Origin of the sequence: Priestia sp. TRN 1309 (assembly GCF_050846875.1) — a bacterium.
Classification (GTDB): Bacteria; Bacillota; Bacilli; order Bacillales; family Bacillaceae_H; genus Priestia; species Priestia zanthoxyli.
In genome coordinates, this window is record NZ_JBOZGM010000001.1 from 1 (window position 1) to 22,615 (window position 22,615).

General features: G+C 38.3%; 24 protein-coding genes. 22 read left to right on the forward strand and 2 right to left on the reverse strand.

Translation table 11 applies throughout. The features are described from left to right. The first annotated feature begins 273 nt into the window (after window positions 1-273). The 18 genes from sodA to ACRPLQ_RS00090 all read left to right on the forward strand — a co-directional run bounded on the left by sodA (window position 274) and on the right by ACRPLQ_RS00090 (window position 18,276). Complete coding sequence (sodA, locus tag ACRPLQ_RS00005; RefSeq protein WP_013059198.1) at window positions 274-882, forward strand: superoxide dismutase SodA; 609 nt, start codon at window positions 274-276, stop codon at window positions 880-882. Between the two features lie 129 nt (window positions 883-1,011). Then, entirely contained in the window at window positions 1,012-2,289 is a 1,278-nt protein-coding gene (locus ACRPLQ_RS00010; protein ID WP_047749833.1) for an MFS transporter, read from the forward strand. A 161-nt stretch (window positions 2,290-2,450) separates the two neighbouring features. Beyond that, window positions 2,451-4,628, forward strand: coding sequence for a peptidoglycan D,D-transpeptidase FtsI family protein (locus ACRPLQ_RS00015; protein WP_432235628.1), 2,178 nt, complete (start codon window positions 2,451-2,453; stop codon window positions 4,626-4,628). A gap of 126 nt (window positions 4,629-4,754) precedes the next feature. Further along, complete coding sequence (locus ACRPLQ_RS00020; RefSeq protein WP_321201870.1) at window positions 4,755-4,886, forward strand: hypothetical protein; 132 nt, start codon at window positions 4,755-4,757, stop codon at window positions 4,884-4,886. A gap of 388 nt (window positions 4,887-5,274) precedes the next feature. Further along, complete coding sequence (gene pstB / locus ACRPLQ_RS00025; protein ID WP_370506071.1) at window positions 5,275-6,072, forward strand: phosphate ABC transporter ATP-binding protein PstB; 798 nt, start codon at window positions 5,275-5,277, stop codon at window positions 6,070-6,072. A gap of 22 nt (window positions 6,073-6,094) precedes the next feature. After that, window positions 6,095-6,754, forward strand: coding sequence for a phosphate signaling complex protein PhoU (gene phoU / locus ACRPLQ_RS00030; protein WP_013059193.1), 660 nt, complete (start codon window positions 6,095-6,097; stop codon window positions 6,752-6,754). A gap of 119 nt (window positions 6,755-6,873) precedes the next feature. Continuing rightward, complete coding sequence (locus tag ACRPLQ_RS00035; RefSeq protein ID WP_165635141.1) at window positions 6,874-7,080, forward strand: hypothetical protein; 207 nt, start codon at window positions 6,874-6,876, stop codon at window positions 7,078-7,080. 67 nt (window positions 7,081-7,147) lie between these two features. Beyond that, the gene (locus ACRPLQ_RS00040) at window positions 7,148-7,642 is read left to right on the forward strand and encodes a DUF4912 domain-containing protein (RefSeq protein ID WP_034271122.1); all 495 of its coding nucleotides are present in this window, start codon (window positions 7,148-7,150) and stop codon (window positions 7,640-7,642) included. Next, a complete protein-coding gene (locus ACRPLQ_RS00045; protein ID WP_165635142.1) occupies window positions 7,635-9,953 on the forward strand; it encodes a glycosyltransferase in 2,319 nt (772 codons plus the stop codon). Before ACRPLQ_RS00040 ends, ACRPLQ_RS00045 begins: the two co-directional genes overlap by 8 nt. Continuing rightward, window positions 9,950-12,229, forward strand: a complete 2,280-nt coding sequence (locus tag ACRPLQ_RS00050; RefSeq protein ID WP_049166203.1) for a sugar phosphate nucleotidyltransferase — start codon at window positions 9,950-9,952, stop codon at window positions 12,227-12,229. Before ACRPLQ_RS00045 ends, ACRPLQ_RS00050 begins: the two co-directional genes overlap by 4 nt. Window positions 12,230-12,471: 242 nt before the next feature. Further along, on the forward strand, window positions 12,472-12,621 hold the full coding sequence (gene rpmG / locus ACRPLQ_RS00055) for a 50S ribosomal protein L33 (protein ID WP_013059189.1): 150 nt from the start codon (window positions 12,472-12,474) through the stop codon (window positions 12,619-12,621). A gap of 48 nt (window positions 12,622-12,669) precedes the next feature. Continuing rightward, window positions 12,670-13,236, forward strand: coding sequence for a 5-formyltetrahydrofolate cyclo-ligase (locus ACRPLQ_RS00060; protein WP_049166202.1), 567 nt, complete (start codon window positions 12,670-12,672; stop codon window positions 13,234-13,236). Continuing rightward, a complete protein-coding gene (locus ACRPLQ_RS00065) occupies window positions 13,223-14,020 on the forward strand; it encodes a DUF92 domain-containing protein (RefSeq protein WP_432235629.1) in 798 nt (265 codons plus the stop codon). Before ACRPLQ_RS00060 ends, ACRPLQ_RS00065 begins: the two co-directional genes overlap by 14 nt. 51 nt (window positions 14,021-14,071) lie before the next feature. Continuing rightward, the gene (locus ACRPLQ_RS00070; protein ID WP_013059186.1) at window positions 14,072-14,248 is read left to right on the forward strand and encodes a hypothetical protein; all 177 of its coding nucleotides are present in this window, start codon (window positions 14,072-14,074) and stop codon (window positions 14,246-14,248) included. A 134-nt stretch (window positions 14,249-14,382) separates the two neighbouring features. Continuing rightward, a complete protein-coding gene (locus ACRPLQ_RS00075) occupies window positions 14,383-15,903 on the forward strand; it encodes a rhomboid family intramembrane serine protease (protein WP_165635144.1) in 1,521 nt (506 codons plus the stop codon). A 181-nt stretch (window positions 15,904-16,084) separates the two neighbouring features. Continuing rightward, window positions 16,085-16,291: a YqgQ family protein gene (locus tag ACRPLQ_RS00080; protein ID WP_028411617.1), complete on the forward strand. Its 207-nt coding sequence runs from the start codon at window positions 16,085-16,087 to the stop codon at window positions 16,289-16,291. 2 nt (window positions 16,292-16,293) lie between these two features. After that, window positions 16,294-17,262, forward strand: coding sequence for an ROK family glucokinase (locus ACRPLQ_RS00085; protein ID WP_013059183.1), 969 nt, complete (start codon window positions 16,294-16,296; stop codon window positions 17,260-17,262). A 111-nt stretch (window positions 17,263-17,373) separates the two neighbouring features. Next, window positions 17,374-18,276, forward strand: a complete 903-nt coding sequence (locus ACRPLQ_RS00090) for a M14 family metallopeptidase (RefSeq protein ID WP_028411615.1) — start codon at window positions 17,374-17,376, stop codon at window positions 18,274-18,276. A 35-nt stretch (window positions 18,277-18,311) separates the two neighbouring features. Here the strand turns inward: ACRPLQ_RS00090 and ACRPLQ_RS00095 are convergent, their stop codons facing one another. Further along, a complete protein-coding gene (locus tag ACRPLQ_RS00095; RefSeq protein WP_028411614.1) occupies window positions 18,312-18,488 on the reverse strand; it encodes a DUF2759 domain-containing protein in 177 nt (58 codons plus the stop codon). 209 nt (window positions 18,489-18,697) lie between these two features. Between ACRPLQ_RS00095 and ACRPLQ_RS00100 the strand changes: the two genes are divergently transcribed. Next, window positions 18,698-19,330 carry an MBL fold metallo-hydrolase gene (locus tag ACRPLQ_RS00100; RefSeq protein ID WP_028411613.1) on the forward strand — a complete coding sequence of 211 codons (633 nt, stop codon included), beginning with the start codon at window positions 18,698-18,700 and terminating at the stop codon, window positions 19,328-19,330. A 37-nt stretch (window positions 19,331-19,367) separates the two neighbouring features. Here ACRPLQ_RS00100 and ACRPLQ_RS00105 read toward each other — a convergent pair whose 3' ends face one another. Continuing rightward, window positions 19,368-19,604, reverse strand: a complete 237-nt coding sequence (locus ACRPLQ_RS00105; RefSeq protein ID WP_013059179.1) for a DUF2626 domain-containing protein — start codon at window positions 19,602-19,604, stop codon at window positions 19,368-19,370. Window positions 19,605-19,865: 261 nt separating this feature from the next. Between ACRPLQ_RS00105 and ACRPLQ_RS00110 the strand changes: the two genes are divergently transcribed. The 3 genes from ACRPLQ_RS00110 to comGB all read left to right on the forward strand — a co-directional run bounded on the left by ACRPLQ_RS00110 (window position 19,866) and on the right by comGB (window position 22,607). Beyond that, entirely contained in the window at window positions 19,866-20,249 is a 384-nt protein-coding gene (locus tag ACRPLQ_RS00110; RefSeq protein ID WP_028411612.1) for a Spx/MgsR family RNA polymerase-binding regulatory protein, read from the forward strand. 268 nt (window positions 20,250-20,517) lie between these two features. Then, window positions 20,518-21,570: a competence type IV pilus ATPase ComGA gene (gene comGA, locus ACRPLQ_RS00115; RefSeq protein ID WP_028411611.1), complete on the forward strand. Its 1,053-nt coding sequence runs from the start codon at window positions 20,518-20,520 to the stop codon at window positions 21,568-21,570. Beyond that, a complete protein-coding gene (comGB, locus tag ACRPLQ_RS00120) occupies window positions 21,561-22,607 on the forward strand; it encodes a competence type IV pilus assembly protein ComGB (protein ID WP_432235630.1) in 1,047 nt (348 codons plus the stop codon). The genes comGA and comGB overlap by 10 nt, the downstream gene beginning before the upstream one ends. Window positions 22,608-22,615 lie beyond the last annotated feature (8 nt).

Genomic DNA, 22,615 nt, shown 5'->3' on the forward strand with positions numbered 1-22,615 from the left:
GGCTGAAGGGATCGGTCTTGAAAACCGACAGGGGTGTTAAAGCCCGCGGGGGTTCGAATCCCTCTTCCTCCGCCATACTATTGTCTATTCAAAGCTTCTTTTGAGAAAAAGAAGCTTTTTTTTATGTTTAAAAGAATAGCGAATGGGAATTAGGTAAATATAAATCATGGATTAGGTACTTTTTATTTGAAAGAGTAGGGTAAATTTGCTAATCTAAACGTATATGGTGCTTTTGCGCCAAAATGCTTACATATTTTGAAGGAGGAATTATTCATGGCTTACAAATTACCAGAACTACCTTATGCATACGATGCACTGGAACCACATATCGACAAAGAAACAATGAATATTCACCACACAAAACATCACAACACATATGTTACAAACCTAAACGCTGCTGTTGAAGGCAAAGCGGATTTAGAAAGCAAAAGTATTGAAGAGTTAATTTCAAACTTAGATGCTGTTCCTGAAGATATCCGTACAGCAGTACGCAATAACGGTGGCGGTCATGCGAACCACTCATTATTTTGGACAATCCTTTGCCCTAACGGCGGCGGTGCTCCAACTGGTGAATTAGCAGACGCTATCGCTAGCAAATTCGGCAGCTTTGATCAATTCAAAGAAGAATTTGCAAATGCAGCTAAAACTCGCTTCGGTTCTGGCTGGGCTTGGTTAGTTGTAAACAACGGCGAATTAGAAGTAACAAGCACACCAAACCAAGATAGCCCATTAATGGAAGGCAAAACGCCAATTCTTGGTCTAGACGTTTGGGAGCACGCTTACTACTTAAATTATCAAAACCGCCGTCCAGATTACATTTCAGCATTCTTTAATGTTGTAAAATGGGACGAAGTTGCTAAGCGTTACGACGCTGCAAAATAAGCTGAAGACGTATTTAAGAGCCAGTAAAGTAATTATTACCTTTACTGGCTTTTTTGTTTTCCAATTCTTTTACATATCTCCTTTTCTTTTTCACACACTAGGTGTAGAAGAGAAAAGGAGTTTTTTGATATGCCTTTATTAAAAAAAGTAGTTGGAGATGTAGAAGTTAGTAAAGATTTACTTTTGCTTTTAATTATAGGCGGTCTTTATGCCTTGGCTATTTCAATTTCCAATTCGTTTGTTAACATTTATCTGTGGAAACAATCAGGCGAATTTTCGGATCTCGCTATTTATAATTTAGCGGTAGTGGTGCTTCAGCCGCTTACGTTTATTTTAGCAGGTAAATGGGCCAAACGAATTGACCGGGTTGTGGTTTTAAGGTTAGGCGTATCTTTTTTAGCTGTTTTTTATATCGCTGTATTGGTCAGTGGAGCTAACGCAGCCGAGTATTTAGTATTGCTTGGTGGACTGCTGGGTATAGGATATGGCTTTTATTGGCTAGCTTTTAATGTGCTAACTTTTGAAATTACAGAACCTGATACAAGAGACTTTTTTAACGGATTTTTAGGGATCTTAAACTCTTTTGCAGGGATGATTGGTCCTTTAGGAGCGGGCTTTGTTATTTCCGCTTTGTATGAATCACTTGGGTATAAAATTGTGTTTGGTGTATCTCTGCTATTGTTTGTCGGTGCCGTTGTGCTTAGTTTTTTTATTACAAGACGCGCAGCTGAAGGAGTATACAAATTTAAAGAAGTGTGGGCTGAACGAAAAGTCAACAAAGACTGGAATCGAATATTACAGGCTCATTTCTTTCAAGGATTGCGTGAAGGTACGTTCATTTTTGTCGTATCCGTTATGGTATTTATTACGACGGGAAGTGAATTAGCTTTAGGAACTTATGGACTGGTGAATTCAGCGGTGGCGTTTGTAGGATACTATGTAGCCTCAAGATTTATTAAGCAAAAAAACCGCCTTCGATTTATTTTCACCGGGGGCCTCCTTCTCTATGGAGCAGTCTTTTTGCTTATCTTTAACTTATCGTATCCAAAGTTAATTATATATGCTGTTTGTATTGCCATTGCCTATCCTATTTTGTTGGTTCCATTCATTTCTCTAACGTACGATGTGATTGGACGAGCAAAGGACGTTGTTTCAAAAAGAATCGAATACATTGTTGTCAGAGAAGTATTTCTGAATATTGGGCGCGTTGTTTCCATATCTTTATTTTTAATAGCCGTACTATTTTTTGATGAAGCAAAAAGTATTCCCATTTTATTAGCTATTGTTGGAGCAGGGCATACGATCATTTATTTTTGTGTAAGACATATCTCACAGCCTCTGCACAAAAAAGAAACGACTGTTACTCCTCCAGTATTAAATGAAGGAGACGGAGAGTCTCCAGCTTAGAGTATTATCAGCTCCTTCATTTGTACTATGGAAAATGCCTCGCTTTTCTTTTAGAATAAATACGTTGTGTAAATAGGCACCTGCCAGGTGTCTATTTATTTGCTAAATGTCTGATTTTATGGTGTTATGGTATATATGTTTTATAAAGTGTAGGTGTTGGTATGAAAAAGAAAAAAAGAAGAAAAAGTCACGTGCCTTTTCGTGTGAACTTACTTTTCTTGACCGTATTTGCCCTATTTTCCGTATTAATTTTGCGGTTGGGACTTGTTCAAATTGTGTACGGTGAGAATTACGAACGAGAAGTCGAAAAAACACAGGACGTTACAGTCAGTACGCCTGTTCCTCGAGGGGAAATGTACGATCGGTATAACCGCGTAATTGTAGATAATACCTCTTTAAATACGATTACATATACTCGTTTTCAAGGAAATACAGCTGAAGAAAGGCTGCGCATCGCTAAAAAGTTAGCCACTATGATCGATGTTCCTTACACCACAAATGTGATTGATATTCCAGAAAATAGAAAGAACAAAGATGCTAAAAACGTGGTAAAAATTACAGAACGCGACATGAAGGATTATTGGATTATGCTTCACCCTAAAGAAGCGGAGCAGAAAATTACGAAAGCTGATCGTAAAAAAGTTCAAGATGGTGAAATGACTGATGACGAACTGTATCAACGTCAGTTAGACCGCATTTCTAAAAAAGATTTAGAAAGTTTAAAGAGTGATTTAGAAGTTCTAGCTATTAAGCGCCAAATGGAGGCAGGGTATTCTAACACCCCGCAAATTGTTAAAAGCGGTGTGACAAATGAAGAGTATGCCGTTGTAAGTGAGCATTTAGATGAACTTCCGGGTGTTGATACAACAACGTATTGGGATCGCTCATACCCAGAAAACAGCACTCTCCGTACTTTGCTTGGAAATGTATCCTCTGCCAACGAGGGTCTGCCCAAAGATAAAGTACAGTATTACTTATCAAGAGGCTATAGTCGAAATGACCAAGTTGGGACGAGCTATTTAGAGAAGCAATACGAAGCTCAGCTCAGCGGTCAAAAAGAAAAAGTCCAGTATGTAACAGATGATAAAGGAAATCTCCTTGATACAATTCAAGTGTCGAAAGGCGAACGCGGCAGTGATTTAGTTTTAACTATTGATATGGAGCTTCAAAAAGCGGTAGAAAAACAAATTACGGACCAGCTTTTAGCCAAAAAGAAAATGAAAGGAACGCAGTTTTTAGACCGTGCTTTTGTGATTATGATGGATCCTCACACAGGAGAAATCTTAACAATGGCAGGTAAAAAATACACCATTGATAAGAAGACTGGGGTACCTAAAATAGAAGATTTTGCATTAGGGAATATTTCAACATCGTATACAATGGGCTCTGTTGTAAAAGGGGCAACGGTTCTAGCTGGCTTAGATTCAGGAGCTATTAAGCCAAACACAGTGTTCGTTGATGAACCGTTAAAAATTAAAGGAACACCAATTAAGAAATCAGCTGAGGCTGAGGGGTTAGGACCCTTAACGTATTCATCCGCGTTAAAATATTCATCCAACGTATTTATGTTTAAAACGGTAATGGCGATGGCTGGATTACAGTACCACAAGAACATGACTTTACCGATTAAACCTGACACATTCAGCGAACTGCGTTCGTACTACAGTCAGTTCGGCTTAGGCGTATCAACAGGCATAAACCTCGATAACGAATCAACAGGTGTACAAGGCGGAAGCAATGTTCCAGGTACAGCGCTTGATTTAGGAATTGGCCAGTATGATACGTACACGCCGCTGCAGCTTGTTCAATATACTTCTGCAATAGCTAATGGAGGGTATCGCATCAAGCCGCAGCTAGTAAAAGAAATCCGAAAGCCAACGATAAAAACCGATGAAATTGGCGGTACGCAGCATTCATTTGAACCTGATGTGTTAAATCGTATCACGATGAAAGAAGAATACATTAAAGATGTTCAAAATGGCTTTAAGCGGGTTACGCAGGAACAAGGCGGTACAGGGTACGCAGCTTTCCATACAGCGAACTATAATCCTGCTGGTAAATCTGGAACGGCACAAGCCTATGAGAAAAACCCAAGCGGAGGGGATCCAATTAAAGTTAATAATTCAAACTTTGTGGCCTTTGCTCCGGCAAATGATCCTGAAATTGCAGTAGCTGTCGTGGTACCATCGGCATTTGTGCCAAGTGCACCAAATACCATTACAAAAGAGCTTGCTCGTTCTGCGCTCGATACGTATTTTGATTTAAAGAAAAAAGGTGAACAAGAAGTAAAAGATCAAGAAGAGAATCAACAGGCTGTCATTGCAAACGACGCCAATTAAAGAGGCTGGGAAAAAGCATATTAGTTGAAGTAAGATCCGAACGACGTTGATTAAGAATCAACGCTGTTCGGATTTTTTTATTGAGAGGGTGAACGTAGATTTCATGTAAGTAGGTGCTTTAAGCGGTTGATTGGAGGGCAGGGCGAAGACTTCTGCCGGAAAAGCGGAAGAAGTGAGACCCCGCAGGAGCGGAAGCGACAACGAGGCTCACCGGCCGACTGCTTGCACGGAAATCAACAGTGGTGTCAGAAGAAGTGATTCGTACTGGCTTATTTATCTAATTTACTTATCTTTATATCAAATTAATTTAGTTATGTCTCAACCTCTTCTTTTTTGTTAGAAATCTTTACATATATGGTTTTTTATTGAATTTAAGGGTCGTAAGAACTAGTTTTTTACCTAAAAAACACGCAGATAGGCCTTCATTTACAAAAGCTTTACATTGAGTTAAAACACAATTAATAGTCGGCTATTATTCTGTAAGTGTAAGGATTAATAGAAATGATCAAAATAAGGGGAAGCGTTCGGCTTCTCGTATGTATTTACACTAATAGTAAACAATAGATATTAAATAGACATAGAGAGACTTTTATTGTGCTCAAAACGGTTAAAGACGATGAAGGAGGATTATCCAATGGCAATAACAATGGAATTGACTAACAAAGAAAAAGTGAATACTCCGCAAACAAAAGAAATTGTATATAAAACAAAAGGTTTGAATTTATGGTATGGCAACACACATGCCTTAAAAAATATTGATTTAGACATTCATGCTAACGAAGTTACCGCGATCATCGGTCCATCGGGCTGCGGAAAATCAACATATATTAAAACGTTAAATCGTATGGTAGAAATGACGCCAATTGTCCGTACATCAGGTGAAATTGAGTATAGAGGAAAAAATATTTTTGATAAATCGTACCATGTGGAAGAGCTGCGCACGCAAGTAGGAATGGTTTTCCAAAAACCAAATCCGTTCCCAAAATCTATTTATGATAATATCGCGTACGGTCCAAGAATTCATGGCGTTCGCAACAAGAAAAAACTAGATGAAATTGTTGAAAAAAGTTTACGAGGAGCAGCTATTTGGGACGAAGTTAAAGATCGTTTGAATCAAAATGCGAATGGGTTGTCAGGTGGACAACAGCAGCGTATCTGTATTGCGCGCTGCTTGGCTATTGAACCCGACGTTATTTTAATGGATGAGCCTACTTCTGCACTCGATCCAATTTCGACATTAAAAGTAGAAGAGTTAGTACAAGAATTAAAGAAAGACTTCAGCATTATTATTGTTACACATAATATGCAGCAAGCGGCACGTATTTCAGATAAAACAGCATTTTTCTTAAATGGAGAAGTGGTAGAGTACGCAGAAACAGATAAAATCTTCTCAATGCCATCTGATAAACGCACAGAAGATTATATTACAGGTCGTTTCGGTTAAGACATACAAGGAGATGGGATGAGTGGTTGTACGCGAAAAGTTTCATGGTGATTTAAAGATATTACGTGAAAAATTATTAGAAATAGGGCGCTTAACGCATGAGGCGTTATCAAAATCAATTGAAGCGTTGCAAACAAGTAACGTTGAGCTGGCGCTAGAAATTATCGACGGTGATTCATACGTGGATGACTTAGAAGAAGAAATTAATGACCTAGCTATCCTACTGATTGCAAAGCAGCAGCCCGTGGCTATTGATTTAAGACGTATTATTGTGGCAATTAAAATTGCTTCGGATGTTGAGCGTATGGCAGATTTTGCCGTTAATGTAGCAAAATCAGCTATACGAATTGGAAACGAAGAATTAATTAAGCCGTTAGAACATGTAAAGAAAATGCACGATATTTCGATTGAAATGCTGAGCCTTTCGTTAAAAGCTTATCACGAAGAAGATCTTGTGTTGGCTAAAAAAGTAGCGGAAATGGACGATCAAGTGGATGAGCTTTACGGAATAACAATTAAAGAACTTTTAAGTCTTGCTAAAGAAAAGCAGGAGGCTATGAATCAAATTACACAGCTTTTATTTGTAGCCCGTTATTTAGAGCGTATGGCTGATCATACCACTAACGTAGCAGAAAGCGTATTTTACCTTGTAAAAGGCAAACGCTACGATTTAAATGAATAGTGGAAAAAGAGGCTGGGACAAAAGTGTTTTAGTTGAAGGAAGATCCGAACGATGAATCGTTCGGATTTTTTTCATTGTATCGAGAAACGTAGGTTTAATGTAGCTGCTTCTAGCTGTTAATGAGAGGGAAGGGCAAAGACTCCTGCAGGAAAAGCGGAAGCGACGAGGAGGCTCATCGCCGCCCTCGGAAAGCGACATTTTGCACGGAAATCAACAGCGGTGTAACAAACGATTCATACAGGCTCATGCATCCAATTTGCTGGCCTGGATTTTTTAACACAAATCGACAAATTGCGTTTATTGTGGCAACTTTTTCTGAATGGTAAGATGTTAATAAGTTTATACGGCATTTATATGTAGAAAAAACAATCTAAGAAACGAAGTGATAAAACAGTGGCTCCTAATCTTATTCAAAACTTAAATGTGTGTATAGCTACTCAGCTTGACTCATCTCGTATTTATGTTCACTGGTCGTTTTCAGAGCATATTCGAGAAATGGTAGAAAGTATGTTTTCGACACGATGGGAAGAATTGAATCTAGCTATGTGTACGTATGATATAACAGGCCTTCATTTTAACGGCCATGAATCAAACCGCTATTATATGAAGGGTCTTACTCCTAAGCAAGACTTCATATTTATGAATAGCTTGGAAAGTGAGCGCACGTATGTAATAGATATTGGTATTCAAGATAAAGAAGGAAGTTTTTTTTCCCTTCTTCGTTCGAATCCGGTTTATTTGATGAAAGAACAGCATGAACAAGTGAATGTAACGTCGTTGAGCTGGATGTACGAACCTGTAAAAGTTCACCAGGGTGTTCAAAATGAATTTAGCACATATTCCTTATATTCAAATGACTTGGAGCAGGTGAAGAAGCAATATGAATAGTGATGACTGTATTCTTTTAACTTATATGCATTATCCGTTGCTACATGTACTTCAAGCAGAGAGTGAGTATCCGCTGTTTGAACAAGTAACGAACGAATTCATCCCTTTTTTAGATCAAATTGAGTCTGAAAAATTGATAGGTGCAACAGCTGTGATGTCTTGTGTATTTTTGAACGTATTAAACGACGAGGAGTTTAATACTCGTTACGCTCAGTATTTACACCAGTTTTCAAGCCGGCAGCATCAGAGAGCACTCACTTTTTTAAAAAAGTGGGACGGGAGCTTGTTCTCAGCCTGCAAATATTTCTTTCAGCATGACATGCTGGAATGTATTCCTACTACCGTAACGAACGCGTTCGTTTCCATCCTTAAAACAGAACAAACATTAAATCTCCAAATTACAGAAGCAATACGTGTTTTTCAACAGTTTTTTGAAAAAAAGCCCGTCGGTTTTTTTATACAGCAAGGAGAGTATACTCATCAAGTAGATATGCTCCTGAAATCTCATGAAATGCGCTATACCTTTGTGAAGTCATCAACAGATGAACTAAAAAAGTCCCCTGCTGGTATTATCTTGTTTCCATATCCTAAGCAAGGAAAACAAGTTGAGGAAGGAACAATGAATAAAGCGAGCGCTGTTTTGGATTTGAAAGCGAAGGACACACTTGGCTTTCAGCGAATGCAAGCAGCAAGCGGTACATTTCAATATCCTTTAGATTACGCGAGGGATATAGAGTTTTATCAAAATGAAACTCTTGCACTCTACGGTGCAACAAAAAGCGCCGAATTTGTCAGTGAGAACAATCAATTGTTTATTTCAACCGTACAGAAGTCAGAGGCGATGCTAGGTGTGATCGATTTTAAACATCCTAGCGTGGTGAATGCCATCTACCGACAGTGGCTCCTTTTAAGTAGCAGCGATTGGCTTTATACTTTTGAAAAAGTCAGGGGTGAATACGAAAGGCAAATAAAGCTGTTTGATTTTCTCTGTCACGAAGAGAATCCAAGGATGGATAGTGAAAACAGTTTTCTTTCAGGAAGTTCTTTTTTATACCCTGTAAAAGAGATAGAGCCGTCGGCTTTATCAGTAAATCAATATAAAGGCGGTCTCTCCATTTTAATGCTTGCATGGGAATTCCCTCCTCTAGTTATCGGAGGACTTGCACGACATGTATTTGATTTATCCAGAGCGTTAGCTAGAGCGGGTCATCACGTTAGTGTATTAACGACGTATGTAGAGGGGCTGCCGGAATATGAACGTTTATACGGTGTTCACGTTTACAGAGTTAAAAGCCTGCAGCCTCATCATCCGGATTTTTTGACATGGGTAAACAGTTTGAACGTGGCTATGGCTCTTAGAGGACTGGAGTTAGGCTACAAGCTGTCTTTTGACGTTATTCATGCTCATGACTGGCTTGTTGCATCCGCAGCAAAATGTTTAGCAGATAAAACGGATAGGCCGCTAATTACGACCATTCATGCGACAGAACATGGGCGCAATAATGGTATTCATAATGACATGCAGCAGAAAATTCACTTGCAAGAAGAGGAGCTGATTCGACAATCAAGCTCAATCATTGTCTGCAGCGACTATATGAAGAAAGAATTAATCACTTTATTTCACGTAGAACAGGATAAAATTGCTATATTTCCAAATGGAATTGACAAGCAGCTGGTAGTCGACGCAGTAAATGAACGGTTAAAAGAAAGTTTACAAAAGAAATATAATTTTAGAAAGGCCCCTATTATTTTTTCAATTGGACGAATTGTATATGAAAAAGGATTTCAGCTATTTATTGAAGCAGCGGAACTATTTAAGAAAAAACAAATAGATGTTCAATTTGTTGTGGCGGGAAAAGGGCCTTTACTTCATGAATTTCGAACACAGGTAAGTGAAAAGCAATTAGACAAATACGTGTATTTTATTGGATACATTACCGATAACGAACGAAATCAACTTCTTCAAGCTTGCAAAATGGTTGTTTTTCCAAGTCTATATGAACCTTTTGGAATTGTGGCTTTAGAGGGGATGGTAGCCAAGAAGCCAACCATCGTTGCCGATACAGGAGGTCTAAGCGATATTGTTTCACATTTCGACACGGGCCTGACGTTTGCCAGAGGAGATACGCTCGAATTAATCAACTGTATTGAATTTTTGTTAAAAAATGAAAAAATAGCTGCGAAAATCAGCGAAAATGGGTATAGAAAAGCAACAACGATGTTTAGCTGGGAGAAAATCGCTATCGATACAAGTAAGCTGTTTCAACATCACATTTGCCAGGATAAAAAAAGGAGGGAGGCAAAAAATTGAAAGCCATTATACTTGCTGGCGGTAAAGGAACAAGACTGCAGCCCTTGACCTACACGATTCCAAAGCCTATGCTGCCGCTTTACGATAAACCTGTGATGGAATATAGCATTGAACTGCTTAAGAAACATGGAATTACAGAGATTGGGATTACGCTGCAGTATAGGCATGAACAAATTATTGAATACTTTGGGGATGGCTCTCAGTGGGGAGTGACGCTTACTTATTTTATCGAAAAAGAGCCTCTTGGAACAGCGGGCGGAATTAAGCGAGCAGAGGCCTTTATTGAGGAAGACTGTATTATTATTAGTGGAGATGCCTTAACAGAAATTAATCTTCAAGACGTTATTCATTTTCATTATGAACAAAAAAGCGAAATGACCATTGTTACAAAAGAAGTAAACGACGTGCGGGGTTATGGAGTGGTGACGATAGATGAAGGGAATCGAGTCACGGGATTTGTAGAGAAACCGACCTACGAACAGGCCAATAGCCGATTGATTAATACGGGAGTGTATGTGATCAAAAAATCCGTTCTTGATTACGTGAATTCTTATGGTCCTACAGATTTTAGCTTTGACATTATCCCGCTTCTTTTGGAATATAATCATACTGTGTGCAGTTTTGTAACAGAGGATTATTGGATTGATATTGGGCAAATCCACCATTATCGTCAAGCACACTATGATCTGTGGAGCAAGTGGTTTGGCGATAGACAGGAAAGTATTGTCTCAGATGACGCGCTTATAGAAGAAGGGGTGACTGTTTACGATCCGGTTTACGTAGGAGAAAATGTGGTGATTAGAAAAGGTGCTTCAATTGGTCCTTACACGATTATCGGAACCAATAGTATCATAGAAGCACATGCTGCAATCGATAAAACGATTTTGCTTCAAAACGTAACGGTGGGGGCAGAATCGTTTTTATACAACGCTACGATAGGTCCGTATGTAAATGTTCAAGCAATGACTACGTATGTCCAAGATACAGTAGCTGAAAATCAAGTGCTACCTCAACTTTCTGTAAAACCAGATGTTTCTATCTTCAAAAACGGTCGCCTGTATGTACATTCATCTGTTGATCGAGAAAGACTATACAATGCGTTATTACTTGTATGCAAACATCAAGGATCGTTCTGTCTAGCAAGCGATGATGAAGGAGAAGCCACTCAACTTCGCAAAGAATGCTTTTCTTTTTTACGGAGTAATCATTCAGCTGTGTATGATATTAAAAAAGAAGCTCTTCCGGTATTTCGATATTACATGATGACTTCACAAGCGAGCATTGGTATTTATATTGGTGTGGATAGCAAAAACAGCGGTCTGTTTTTAGAAATATATGATAATAAAGGACAATTAGTTAATCAGCTTATTGAAAAAAAGATTGAGCGGATGTATCTTCAAGCTAAAAAAGCAAACATAACGACTTCTGTTTCACTTAAAGAAACAAGCATAGGAAATATCAGGGAAGAATATTGTGATGCTTTAGTAAAATCAATTAATCAGCATGTTTTATTAGAAGACAGTACGCGGATTGGTGTGATTTGTTCACCGTTTATACAGGAAGTTGTCGAATTATTATGTAAGCGTCTTCGTATCCATGTGTTATTTTTAAACAAGTGGGAGAAAACAGAAGAAACCAAACGAATAATTAAACGAAATAAGCTGTCTTTTTGTATTCAGATTAAAGAAGATGGAGAAACATTTGCTCTATATGATGAAAAAGGCTGCAGCGTAAATGACTCAGAAATTATGTCGCTTTATATTTATAGCGTATACATGACAAAAAAAGTAGCATTCGTTCCTATTCCTATACACTATTCATCCACATTAGAAACATTTGCTCAATCTCTCAATCAATCATTTATGAGGACAAAAGCAAAAAAACGTGATTTGCTTAGTCTTTTGGGGCCTGTTCAATTTCAGTTAGATGCCATGTACGCTTTATGTCAGCTGATCGAATTAATTATGGTGCAGCAGCGGAAAATTTCTGAAATGATTCAATATGTCCCCCACGCTTATATGAACTGGCGCTATATTTCATGTCCGCTAGAAATTCAAGAACAAGTGATGAAGAAGTTATTAGAAGAAGCAATCGGTAAACAAGTGTATGTCATTGATGGTTTAAAAATTTACCATGATCCTCATGAATGGACGCTTATTTTGCCCGATGGTCACTTGCCTGTATTAAATATTTATTCAGAGGCGTTAAACACTCAGACTGCCAAGAAGCTGTCGGCATATTTTGTAGAAAAAATACAAGAATATCAAAGAGTGTAAATAATGGATTTTATTTAAAAGAAAGGAAGTACGCCTCTCATAAAAAGAGTTCCGCCTATTTTAAGAAACTTCATCTATATATAAGGCGTAGCAGAGAAGGAGCTCAGGACTCTAAGAGGAAAGAAAAAGTGAAGAAATGAAATTAAATGACTTTCTTCAAAAAAACAGACTGGCATTTCCTTTCGAAAAATGATATTATATTAAAGTCTGATTTATGTTTATAATGTTTGGAGGGAAAATAGATGCGCGTAAACGTTACATTAGCTTGCACTGAGACTGGTGACCGTAATTACATTACAACTAAAAACAAGCGTAATAACCCAGATCGTCTTGAGTTAAAAAAATACAGCCCAAGACTTAAAAAAGTTACACTTCATCGTGAAACAAAGTAAGCAGTAGGAGTACAATCCTGCTGTTTTTTTTTATAGGGGGGAATTAAAATGAAATCTCATCTGCGCAAAGAGATGAAGCGCGTTCTTAATTTAATTTCTGAAGAGCAGCACGAGGCACATTCAACGAGCATAGCAAATGCACTGTATGAAACTTGTTTATGGAAAGAGGCTAGAGTCATTGCAGCTACGGTTTCAAGAAATAAAGAAGTTAATACGAAAGCCATCATTGAACGGGCTTGGAAAGATGGAAAGAAAGTAGCTGTTCCAAAATGCAACCCCACAACATCTCAAATGGTTTTCTACGAGATTACGAATTTTTCACAGCTTGAAACAGTGTACTACGGGTTAGCCGAACCAATTGTTGAAGAAACGGTTCCCATTTCAAAATCTTCAATTGATTTACTCCTTGTGCCTGGCGTGGTATATAGCAAGAATGGATATCGTATCGGCTATGGAGGCGGCTATTACGATCGTTATTTAACAGATTATACCGGACAGAAGCTAAGCCTTGCGTTTGATTGTCAAGTCGTTTCAGAGGTTCCATATGAATCTCATGATATTCCCGTTGAATATATTTTGACAGAGAAGGAGCTTATTTGCTGTGAATCCGTTTGATGCTGTCATGATAATCGTGATATTACTCATGGCAGGAGCGGGCTACATAGCAAAAGCACTGACAGTATCGGGAGCCTGCATGTCTTTCATCGTAGGAGCGAGCGTTTATATCGGTTTTTCGCTTCAAGGTTTTTTACTCTTACTCTTATTTTTTAGCACTTCTACGTTGTGTAGTAAGTATAAAAAAGAAAAAAAACGCGCATTAGAAGAAAAGCTAGAGAAGCACGACAGGCGAGATTACATTCAAGTCCTTGCTAATGGAGGTGTAGCTGCTGCTTGCGGTTTGTTATATGCTGCAACAGCTTTGCCTGTTTACATGTGGATGTTTATGATTAGTATCTCAGCTGCTAATGCTGACACATGGGCATCTGAAATAGGGTCTCTTAGAAAGAAGCTGCCGTTTTACATTTGGACGTTAAAGAGAGTAGAAGCGGGTACTTCAGGAGCCGTTTCACTTTTAGGTACAGCAGCCGGAGCAGCCGGAGCTTTTCTTATTGCTGCCGCTTGTTATTTTGCTTTTCCATCCGTATCGCTGAGTAGTATATTGCTAGTTGGGTGCTTTGGTTTTATTGGAAACGCTATAGACACTCTTCTTGGAGCAAGTGTGCAAGTTCGCTTTCGCTGTCAAAGCTGCGGTATTGAAACGGAACGGAAAGATCATTGCGGCAAGCCAACCGTAAAAGAAAAAGGAATAACGTTCTTTAACAATGATGTTGTGAATCTTGCCGCTATTTTGCTTGCTGCTTTTACAGGCGGAATCCTTATCCTGCTTTTACCTATATAAGAGCATAAAATGTTCGTCATAGGAGCAAAGTAAACGTAAGGAGGCTTGAAAATGAGACATATTGTATTAGTACTTACGCTTTTAGTTGTTGGAACGCTGGGCTACCAAATGAGATACCGTGTTTTAAATTCGCTGTTTGGAAATTCATTTATCCGCAGTCTAGCTGTTCGTTCATTTTTTAATTTGCCGTTTGTTCGGGATCGTTTAATGAAGCAGGTCTTCCGCTAAGAGCGAAAGATACATAAAAAACACCTTACAGACATGTAAGGTGTTTTTTCGTAGAAAAAGAAAAAGGGAAAATCGTTGCTTTTTTCCTGGCTTTCTGCCATCTTTACATATAGAGAGTGTGAGGAGGTGACTATTTGTCTAGGCAAGATTTTTATTATTTGCAGGTGGTACAGCAATTGCTTGGCCATTCTTCATATGAGCTGATTTCGATGAAAGCTGATGCTTCAGAGCTATGGTTTCAATCTCACTATCGCAAAGATAAGTCAATAATCCGCATAGTCCGCCGTAATTTCAAATCAGTCGTTGAGCAGCAAAAAGATGTATTGTATGCATTACAAAGAGCTGAGAATGTGCGAAAGCAGAGCGGTAAATCAACGCTTACTCTTAACACAATTTACTTTGCTGATTTTGATCCTTTTTATACAGAGCAGTCCTTAGAAAGTGCGCCGAGTCCTTCTAAAGTGAATAGTTATGTTGAACAACTAACGGCAGAGAAAGCAAGCGCTTATGAACCTCTATTCGAACGGCTGGGTCTTACATTAGAAAGCGCAGACAATTTCTCTTCCGAAGAAGAAGCTCAGCGGATAGAACAGTGGAAACATAAAATTGTGCTTTTTGTGCAGAAAAAACAAAGCGAAGAACAGCAAATAGCTGGATACGGAAAGCCTATTTTTACATATATATTTTTAGCGATGCAAATCTTAATGTTTCTATTTCTGGAGTGGAAAAGCAGTACGCAAAATACGCTCACTCTGATTCAATACGGAGCTAAATATAACCCCTTAATTATAGAAGGCGAATGGTGGCGTTTTTTTACACCTATAATTTTGCATATAGGACTTCTGCATTTGCTTATGAATAGTGTAGCCCTGTATTATTTAGGAACGCTTGTAGAGAGGATATATGGCAGCGGGCGTTTTGTCTTTATTTATATATTTGCCGGGTTTGCAGGATCTCTAGGAAGTTTTATATGGAATACGTCTATTTCCGCAGGAGCCTCAGGGGCCATTTTCGGTTGCTTTGGAGCTTTACTGTTTTTAGCAAGAACAAATCCACGCTTCTTTTTTCGAACAATGGGATCGAGTTTCATTGTCATCATTGTGATTAACTTGATTTTTGGATTTGTTGCGCCGAACGTCGATAATGCAGGGCATATTGGCGGTTTGGTTGGCGGATTTTTAGCTGCAAGCATCGTCAGTTTACCGAAACAAAAAAAGCTGTATATTCAGATTCCGGCTTTCATTTGCACGCTTTTATTAGTAGGAAGTCTGCTTTTTTATGGATATCATGAGCGTTCTGTTTATCAAGATGAGCCATATGCACTCAGCGTAGCGGCTACGTATCTTCAGCAGAAGCAGTATGAAGAAGCAAAAGACGCCATCAAGCTTTTTATTGAAAAAGGGACAAGCAATAGTGACATATATTTTATCAGTGCTAGCGCAGAATTTTATCTTGAAAATTATAAAGAAGCTAAACAGCAATTGAATCAGGCTGTAAAGTATGATTCAACTTTTCATGAGGCGTATTACAATTTAGCTTTGGTGAATATAAAACTGAATGATATTACAGCGGCCACACAAAATATCGACAAAGCAATTGCGCTTGAACCACAAAGTAAAAAATATGAAAAGCTGAAGCGACAGCTAGAAAATTAAAACTGTTGAATGACGAATTTAATATTTTATACTTTACTATTGTGAGAACGTTTACTAGAATATTAATATGTAGACCTAGCAGTGGGCGTTAAATACGGCCGCTGTTTATGACTGAATGACTGTTGAGTTATCTCAAAATAAATGAATCATATCACCTAGAAAATAGGATAAAGGTGACAGAATGAATACGTTATATGATGTACAACAATTATTAAAGTCCTTCGGCATTTTTATATACGTAGGCGATCGTACTGCTGATTTAGAGCTGATGGAAGCGGAAGTAAAAGAATTATATCAGTCTAATTTGATTGATGTACGTGATTACCAAATGGCAATTCTTTTGCTTCGTCGAGAGTTAAAACAACAAAAAGAGAAAAAGGATGAATGAACATGGATGACAAATGGTTAGTTGGAGTTGATTTAGGCGGTACAACAATAAAAATGGCCTTTATTAATCATTATGGAGAAATCATTCACAAGTGGGAAATTAATACGGATGTGAGCGAGCAAGGCCGTAAAATTCCAACAGATATTGCAAAAGCAATTGATAAAAAGTTAAACGATCTTGGAGAAGTAAAGTCAAGGTTGGTGGGAATTGGTATTGGTGCACCGGGGCCTGTCAACTTTGCAAACGGTTCGATTGAAGTAGCTGTCAATTTAGGTTGGGAAAAATTCCCTATCAAAGATATCTTGGAAGTAGAAACTTCCCTTCCTGTTGTAGTAGACAATGATGCAAACATTGCAGCGATTGGAGAAATGTGGAAAGGTGCTGGAGACGGAGCAAAAGATTTGCTGTGCGTTACGCTTGGCACAGGTGTTGGCGGCGGTGTCATTGCCAACGGTGAAATTGTACAAGGCGTAAATGGAGCAGCTGGTGAGATTGGCCACATCACATCTATTCCTGAAGGCGGGGCACCGTGTAACTGCGGCAAAACCGGCTGTTTAGAAACAATTGCTTCAGCAACTGGGATTGTACGTTTAACGATGGAAGAGTTAACGGAAACGGACAAACCAAGTGAGCTTCGCACAGTGTTAGAACAAAACGGACAAGTTACATCTAAAGATGTATTTGATGCAGCTCGTTCAAAAGACGAGTTAGCTATGCATGTTGTAGATAAAGTTGCCTTTCATTTAGGCCTAGCACTAGCAAACTCTGCTAATGCATTAAACCCTGAGAAAATCGTTCTAGGTGGCGGTGTGTCTCGTGCAGGCGAGGTATTACTTGCACCGGTAAGAGATTATTTCAAACGTTTTGCATTTCCTCGCGTAGCGCAAGGTGCTGAGCTAGCAATCGCTACTTTAGGAAACGATGCGGGAATTATTGGAGGAGCTTGGTTAGTTAAATCTTATTTTGAATAATAAGCATGAATCTAACTGAGATAAAAAAGCGCTTTGACTAAATGTCAAAGCGCTTTTTTATCATGCATCTTTTCAATCTTTACATATACATAGTGTAAAGGAGTGAAGATTATGCGAATTATAGATATCCAAAAGCCTTACGATTACAAGCGAACCATAAAAGACATACAAACACTTTTGACTTATTATCCCTATGGTTCTCTTGAATGGATAGGGTGCAGCGTGCTTGGAAAGCCGATTCCTCATATTTTAATTGGAAACGGAAAGAGAAAGGTTCATATCAATGCGTCGTTTCATGCTAATGAATGGATTACGACAAATGTTCTTCTACAGTTTATGGAAGATTATTTAGCTGCTCTTCATTATGATCAGGCGTTGAACGGGCAAGATTCAAGAGCTCTTTTTAATCAAATTACGCTTTCTGCAGTTCCAATTGTTAATCCAGACGGAGTAGATCTGGTCTTAAAAGGTCCTGGTGTAGGCGAACCTTATGCGTCTTTTCTTTCTAAAATAGGGAGAGATTTTCCAGATTTTCAAAGCTGGAAAGCAAATATCCGAGGGGTGGACTTAAACAATCAGTTTCCGGCTTATTGGGAAATCGAAAAAAAGCGTAAAGAACCTAAAGCGCCGCATTATCGAGATTTTCCAGGCTATGAATCTCTCTCTGAACCTGAAGCTCAGGCAATGGTAAAACTCGTTGAGCGTCATGATTTTGATTGTGTGATTGCTTTACATACCCAAGGAGAAGAATTTTATTGGGGGTATATGAATGAAGAGCCTGAGGAAGCAGAGGAAATAGCAAGCTATTTTGAAAGGGTAAGCGGTTATAAAGCTGTCAAAACGATTGATAGTCACGCGGGATTTAAGGATTGGTTTATTTTAGAAAAGAAAAAGCTGGGGTTCACCCTAGAATTGGGAAAAGGGATTAATCCGCTGCCTTTATCTCAAATATCGCGCGTATATAATCCGACTAAAGCTATTTTAGTTGCGGCAATGGATTATCTGTCTATTTAAAAAGCCACGCAAAGCATATGCTTTGCATGGCTTTTTTAATGATGTACCGCCGGATAGCCGTGATGTATGATGGTCATCACGGTAAACCATCCGAATACACCGAATGTTAGTACCGAAAAACCAATGCCTAATATGTTTTTATTTCTCAAAGATGAAATAGCTGCAAATACGCCTAGCAATGTTGTTAGTGCAAAAATAATCATAAGACCCACTCGAAGAAACCTCCTTTAGGTAACTTAAAATTAAAGCGCTATCATTAGCTTATCCCTTCAATTGTAAAACTTTTCTAACCGTTTGTCGAGATGAAAACCAATCTTTCTTTTGCTTCTTTGGCTTAGAAAGGTCCTTACTTTCATTTATAAGATGATGTGTGTATGATAATGCATATAACGGAAATAAATTTACACAAGGAGGACACATTATGAACTATCATCGTATACCGCTAGGACCTATTCAAACGAATTGTTATGTCGTTGCTAACGAAAAAAAAGAATGTTTAATTTTTGATCCGGGAGCTCAGGGAAAACAGCTCGTTGAATTTCTCGAAAAACAAACGTATAAACCATTAGCTATTTTGCTGACACACGCTCATTTCGATCACATTGGAGGAGTAGATGAGGTGATGAATCACTACTCTATCCCGCTTTATGTACATAAAAACGAAAAAGAATGGCTTCATAATAGTGACTTAAACGGGTCGAAATTTTTTGACCTAGGAGAAATTACAGCTCCAGATGCAACCGATATTATTTCATCAGAAGGCAATTTAACAATCGGTTCATTCCAATTTGAGGTGTATGAAACGCCTGGTCATTCTCCTGGCAGCGTTTCATATTATTTCAAACCGGGTAACTTTGTAGTATCTGGTGACGCGCTTTTTGCAGGCGGCATCGGGCGCACAGATTTACCTGGAGGTAATCAAGCTCAGCTGTTAGAAAGCATCGAATCGAAATTGCTGTCCCTTCCAGAAGATACGCTTGTACTAAGCGGTCACGGACCTGAAACAACTGTGGGACACGAAATGGATCAAAATCCTTTTCTAAATGGGTTTTAAGAATACAAAAAGCGATGGAAGCCCATCGCTTTTCTCTTTACTGTCCTGGTGTCATCATAAAAGTTGACCAGTACGTGAACCCCACAAAAAAGACGGTCAAATATGCTCCAAAAACGTAAATGTACATTCTTTCAGACAGCTTTAAATAACTAAGAATTACAAAAAAGCCTGTTTGAGCTAAAAAGAGTAAAGAAGTCTTATGCATGTGACCGAGGTAAAACATTACAGTGAAAATTGCTGTCCAGAACCCCATTACACGGTACATTCGTTCCACGTCCATTTCCTCCTTTATCAAACTTAGTTAGTGTCATGATGAATGTCATCGCTGTGTAAGCACTAGAAAGCACTTATGAAACTATATCGATACTTTTCCATTATAATACATCCTTTCTTTCCTGAAAACGCTATCTTTTCCTTGAAATACGACAGAAGAAAAAAAGTTATACAAAATGTATGCAAAATACTATACAAAGGTTATACAAAACGTGTACAATGTATATAAACAATCTATAACTAAAAAACGGGAGGGTTTCATATGGAAGAAATTAAATTTTATACGTACCCGAGCTGTACATCATGTCGTAAAACGAAAAAGTGGCTAGTGAAGGAAGATGTAAATTTTAAAGAGCGTCATTTATTTAGAGAAACACCTACTCATAAAGAAATGCTTGAACTTCTTTCTATGACAACAGAAGGGATGGATGAACTTCTTGCTAAAAGAAGTCAGGAATATAAAAAGTTAAATGTTGATGTGGACAGCATGACGTTATCACAAGTAGTCAATCTATTAATTGAACATCCTCGTTTGCTTCGCCGCCCCATTTTAACGGATGGCAAAAAGCTTGTAGTAGGTTATAACGAATCTGCACTTAAAAATTTGGTCAAGAAAAAAACAAGTCTTGCGTCTCTAGTTGTGTAAGCATACATGATGAAGAAGCTCAATTCAGTAAATAACGAATAAAACGACAGCGTAGAGTTTTACATCACGTTGTCTTTTTTTATGTAATCGTTTAGAGGTGTACAGAAGTTGTACATCGTGTACAAGGACTGAAGCGAAGAAAAGAAGCGTATACGAAAAAAATTATAAAAATAAAAAAAGAAGGAGGAAAATCTCGAAAAAGGTCGAAATTACTGTTTCTAGGTGTTTTAAGAATCATCTTCATTACAAATAAAGGAGTGATGATCGTTTGACCGAAATTGAACAGTTTGCTACTTACGTTATACGAGATGCATGTGAGTGTCGAAGTTCTGATGTGCATATTGTGCCCCGAAAGAAAGATGCTGTGATTCAGCTGCGAATTGACCAGGAGCTTATTTTAAAGAGGGTTATTTCAAAGGAAATGTCTGAACGGCTCATTTCGCATTTTAAATTTTTAGGGGGAATGGATATTGGGGAGCGCAGAAAACCTCAAAATGGTGCATTGACCACTTCCGTTGATCACTATCAAGTAAATTTGCGTTTATCAACTCTTCCTACTTCTCATGATGAAAGTCTTGTTATTCGGCTTTTGCCTCATCAACAATCTACCTCTCTCAAACATTTATCTCTTTTTCCTGAACATACTAAAAAGCTTATTTCTCTCTTGAAATTCTCTCATGGATTAATTATTTTTACCGGTCCTACAGGATCAGGTAAAACCACTACTCTATATACTCTTTTACACGAAGTAAAGCACCTTTTTAATCGAAATGTTATTACACTAGAAGATCCTATTGAAAAACCGAGTGAAACCGTGCTTCAAGTGCAGGTAAATGAACGCGCAGGGATTACGTATACGACTGGTTTAAAAGCTATATTGCGCCATGATCCAGACATTATCATGGTGGGAGAAATAAGAGATAGTGAGACCGCCAAAATTGCTGTGAGAGCAGCGCTTACCGGACACTTGGTTTTGACAACGATGCATACTAAAGATACAAAAGGATCTTTGTACAGGCTGCTTGAGTTTGGCGTTAGCTTTCAAGAAATGGAGCAGACTCTCGTAGCAGTAGCTGCACAGCGTCTTGTAGAAATTCGCTGTCCGCTGTGTTCGGGAAAATGCCACCCTGCTTGTAAAAAAATGAGGAAGCATCGTCAGTCCAGCATATACGAATTGCTTTATGGCAAGGAGCTTAGCGCAGTGATGAGAGAAGTGAAAGGAGAAAATGCGGATTATGATTATAAGACGCTCCGAGATGTTATTCTAAAAGGAATCGCGCTAGGCTATTTATATCCGCATTCGCTAGACGGATGGGGGTAAAGACAAATAGACAAAAAAGGTGGTCTCTCGCTCAGCAAGCAAAAATTCTTAAGCAGGTCTCCAAGCTCTTAGAAAAAGGCTACACTCTTTCTCAAGCTCTTTCATTTTTGACGTTTCAAGTATCTAACAAAGAAAAAACGGATATTGAAAAATGTCTTGAGCAGTTAAAACGAGGAGAATCTTTGCACGATGCTTTTGTTAAACTTCAGTTTCACCGTGATATTTTAAGCTATTTATATTTTGCGGAACAGCATGGAAACCTTCAATTTGCTTTAAAAGAAAGTAGCTCAACGATTGAAGAAAAAGTAAGGCATCGTAAAAAATTTCAAAAGCTTGTTCAATATCCCGTATTGCTGCTTCTGTTTATTCTTTCCATTTTATTTGTTTTAAGTACGGTTTTACTTCCACAGTTTGAAGCTCTGTACTTATCCTTTGGAAACAAGCAGTCTTCGTTTATCCTCTTATTTATGCAGGCGATGTCGTTCTTTCCTTTTGTGTTACCTGCAGTCATCAGTATGCCAATCATCCTTTATTTGTTTTATGTGATTTACATTAAAAAATTGCCTCCCGTAGTTCAAATGCAGCTTTTTATGAGAGTTCCCGTTATCCGAACGTTCACACGGCTATTTAACTCCTACTTTTTTTCTGTTCATATGAGCAATTTATTAAACGGTGGTTTATCTATTTATGAATGTTTTGCTCTTTTTCAAAAGCAGGAGCATCATCCGTTCTTTCAAGTGGAAGCTTTTGCTTTTACAGATCAACTTTCCTCAGGAATGCGATTAGATCATATCGTTTCAGCTAAATCTCATTATGAAAAAGACTTGGCTCATGTTATTGTGCATGGCCAGCAGAACGGTGAGCTTTCTCAAGAGCTGTATGATTACAGTCTATTTATGATGGAAAGAATGGAACAATTTATTTTTCGTATTTTAAAATATGTACAGCCGCTTACATTTTTGTTCATCGGAATTGTCATTCTGCTTATGTATATGTCCGTTATGCTTCCGATGTTAGAAGTGATGTCGAGCTTGTAGAAGGGTGA

Bases quoted from the DNA above. Each gene is read 5' to 3' on its own strand.
- sodA (WP_013059198.1), top strand. From the start codon at position 274: ATGGCTTACAAATTACCAGAACTACCTTATGCATACGATGCACTGGAA.
- ACRPLQ_RS00010 (WP_047749833.1), top strand. From the start codon at position 1,012: ATGCCTTTATTAAAAAAAGTAGTTGGAGATGTAGAAGTTAGTAAAGAT.
- ACRPLQ_RS00015 (WP_432235628.1), top strand. From the start codon at position 2,451: ATGAAAAAGAAAAAAAGAAGAAAAAGTCACGTGCCTTTTCGTGTGAAC.
- pstB (WP_370506071.1), top strand. From the start codon at position 5,275: ATGGAATTGACTAACAAAGAAAAAGTGAATACTCCGCAAACAAAAGAA.
- ACRPLQ_RS00035 (WP_165635141.1), top strand. From the start codon at position 6,874: ATGAGAGGGAAGGGCAAAGACTCCTGCAGGAAAAGCGGAAGCGACGAG.
- ACRPLQ_RS00045 (WP_165635142.1), top strand. From the start codon at position 7,635: ATGAATAGTGATGACTGTATTCTTTTAACTTATATGCATTATCCGTTG.
- rpmG (WP_013059189.1), top strand. From the start codon at position 12,472: ATGCGCGTAAACGTTACATTAGCTTGCACTGAGACTGGTGACCGTAAT.
- ACRPLQ_RS00060 (WP_049166202.1), top strand. From the start codon at position 12,670: ATGAAATCTCATCTGCGCAAAGAGATGAAGCGCGTTCTTAATTTAATT.
- ACRPLQ_RS00070 (WP_013059186.1), top strand. From the start codon at position 14,072: ATGAGACATATTGTATTAGTACTTACGCTTTTAGTTGTTGGAACGCTG.
- ACRPLQ_RS00080 (WP_028411617.1), top strand. From the start codon at position 16,085: ATGAATACGTTATATGATGTACAACAATTATTAAAGTCCTTCGGCATT.
- ACRPLQ_RS00085 (WP_013059183.1), top strand. From the start codon at position 16,294: ATGGATGACAAATGGTTAGTTGGAGTTGATTTAGGCGGTACAACAATA.
- ACRPLQ_RS00090 (WP_028411615.1), top strand. From the start codon at position 17,374: ATGCGAATTATAGATATCCAAAAGCCTTACGATTACAAGCGAACCATA.
- ACRPLQ_RS00100 (WP_028411613.1), top strand. From the start codon at position 18,698: ATGAACTATCATCGTATACCGCTAGGACCTATTCAAACGAATTGTTAT.
- ACRPLQ_RS00110 (WP_028411612.1), top strand. From the start codon at position 19,866: ATGGAAGAAATTAAATTTTATACGTACCCGAGCTGTACATCATGTCGT.
- comGB (WP_432235630.1), top strand. From the start codon at position 21,561: ATGGGGGTAAAGACAAATAGACAAAAAAGGTGGTCTCTCGCTCAGCAA.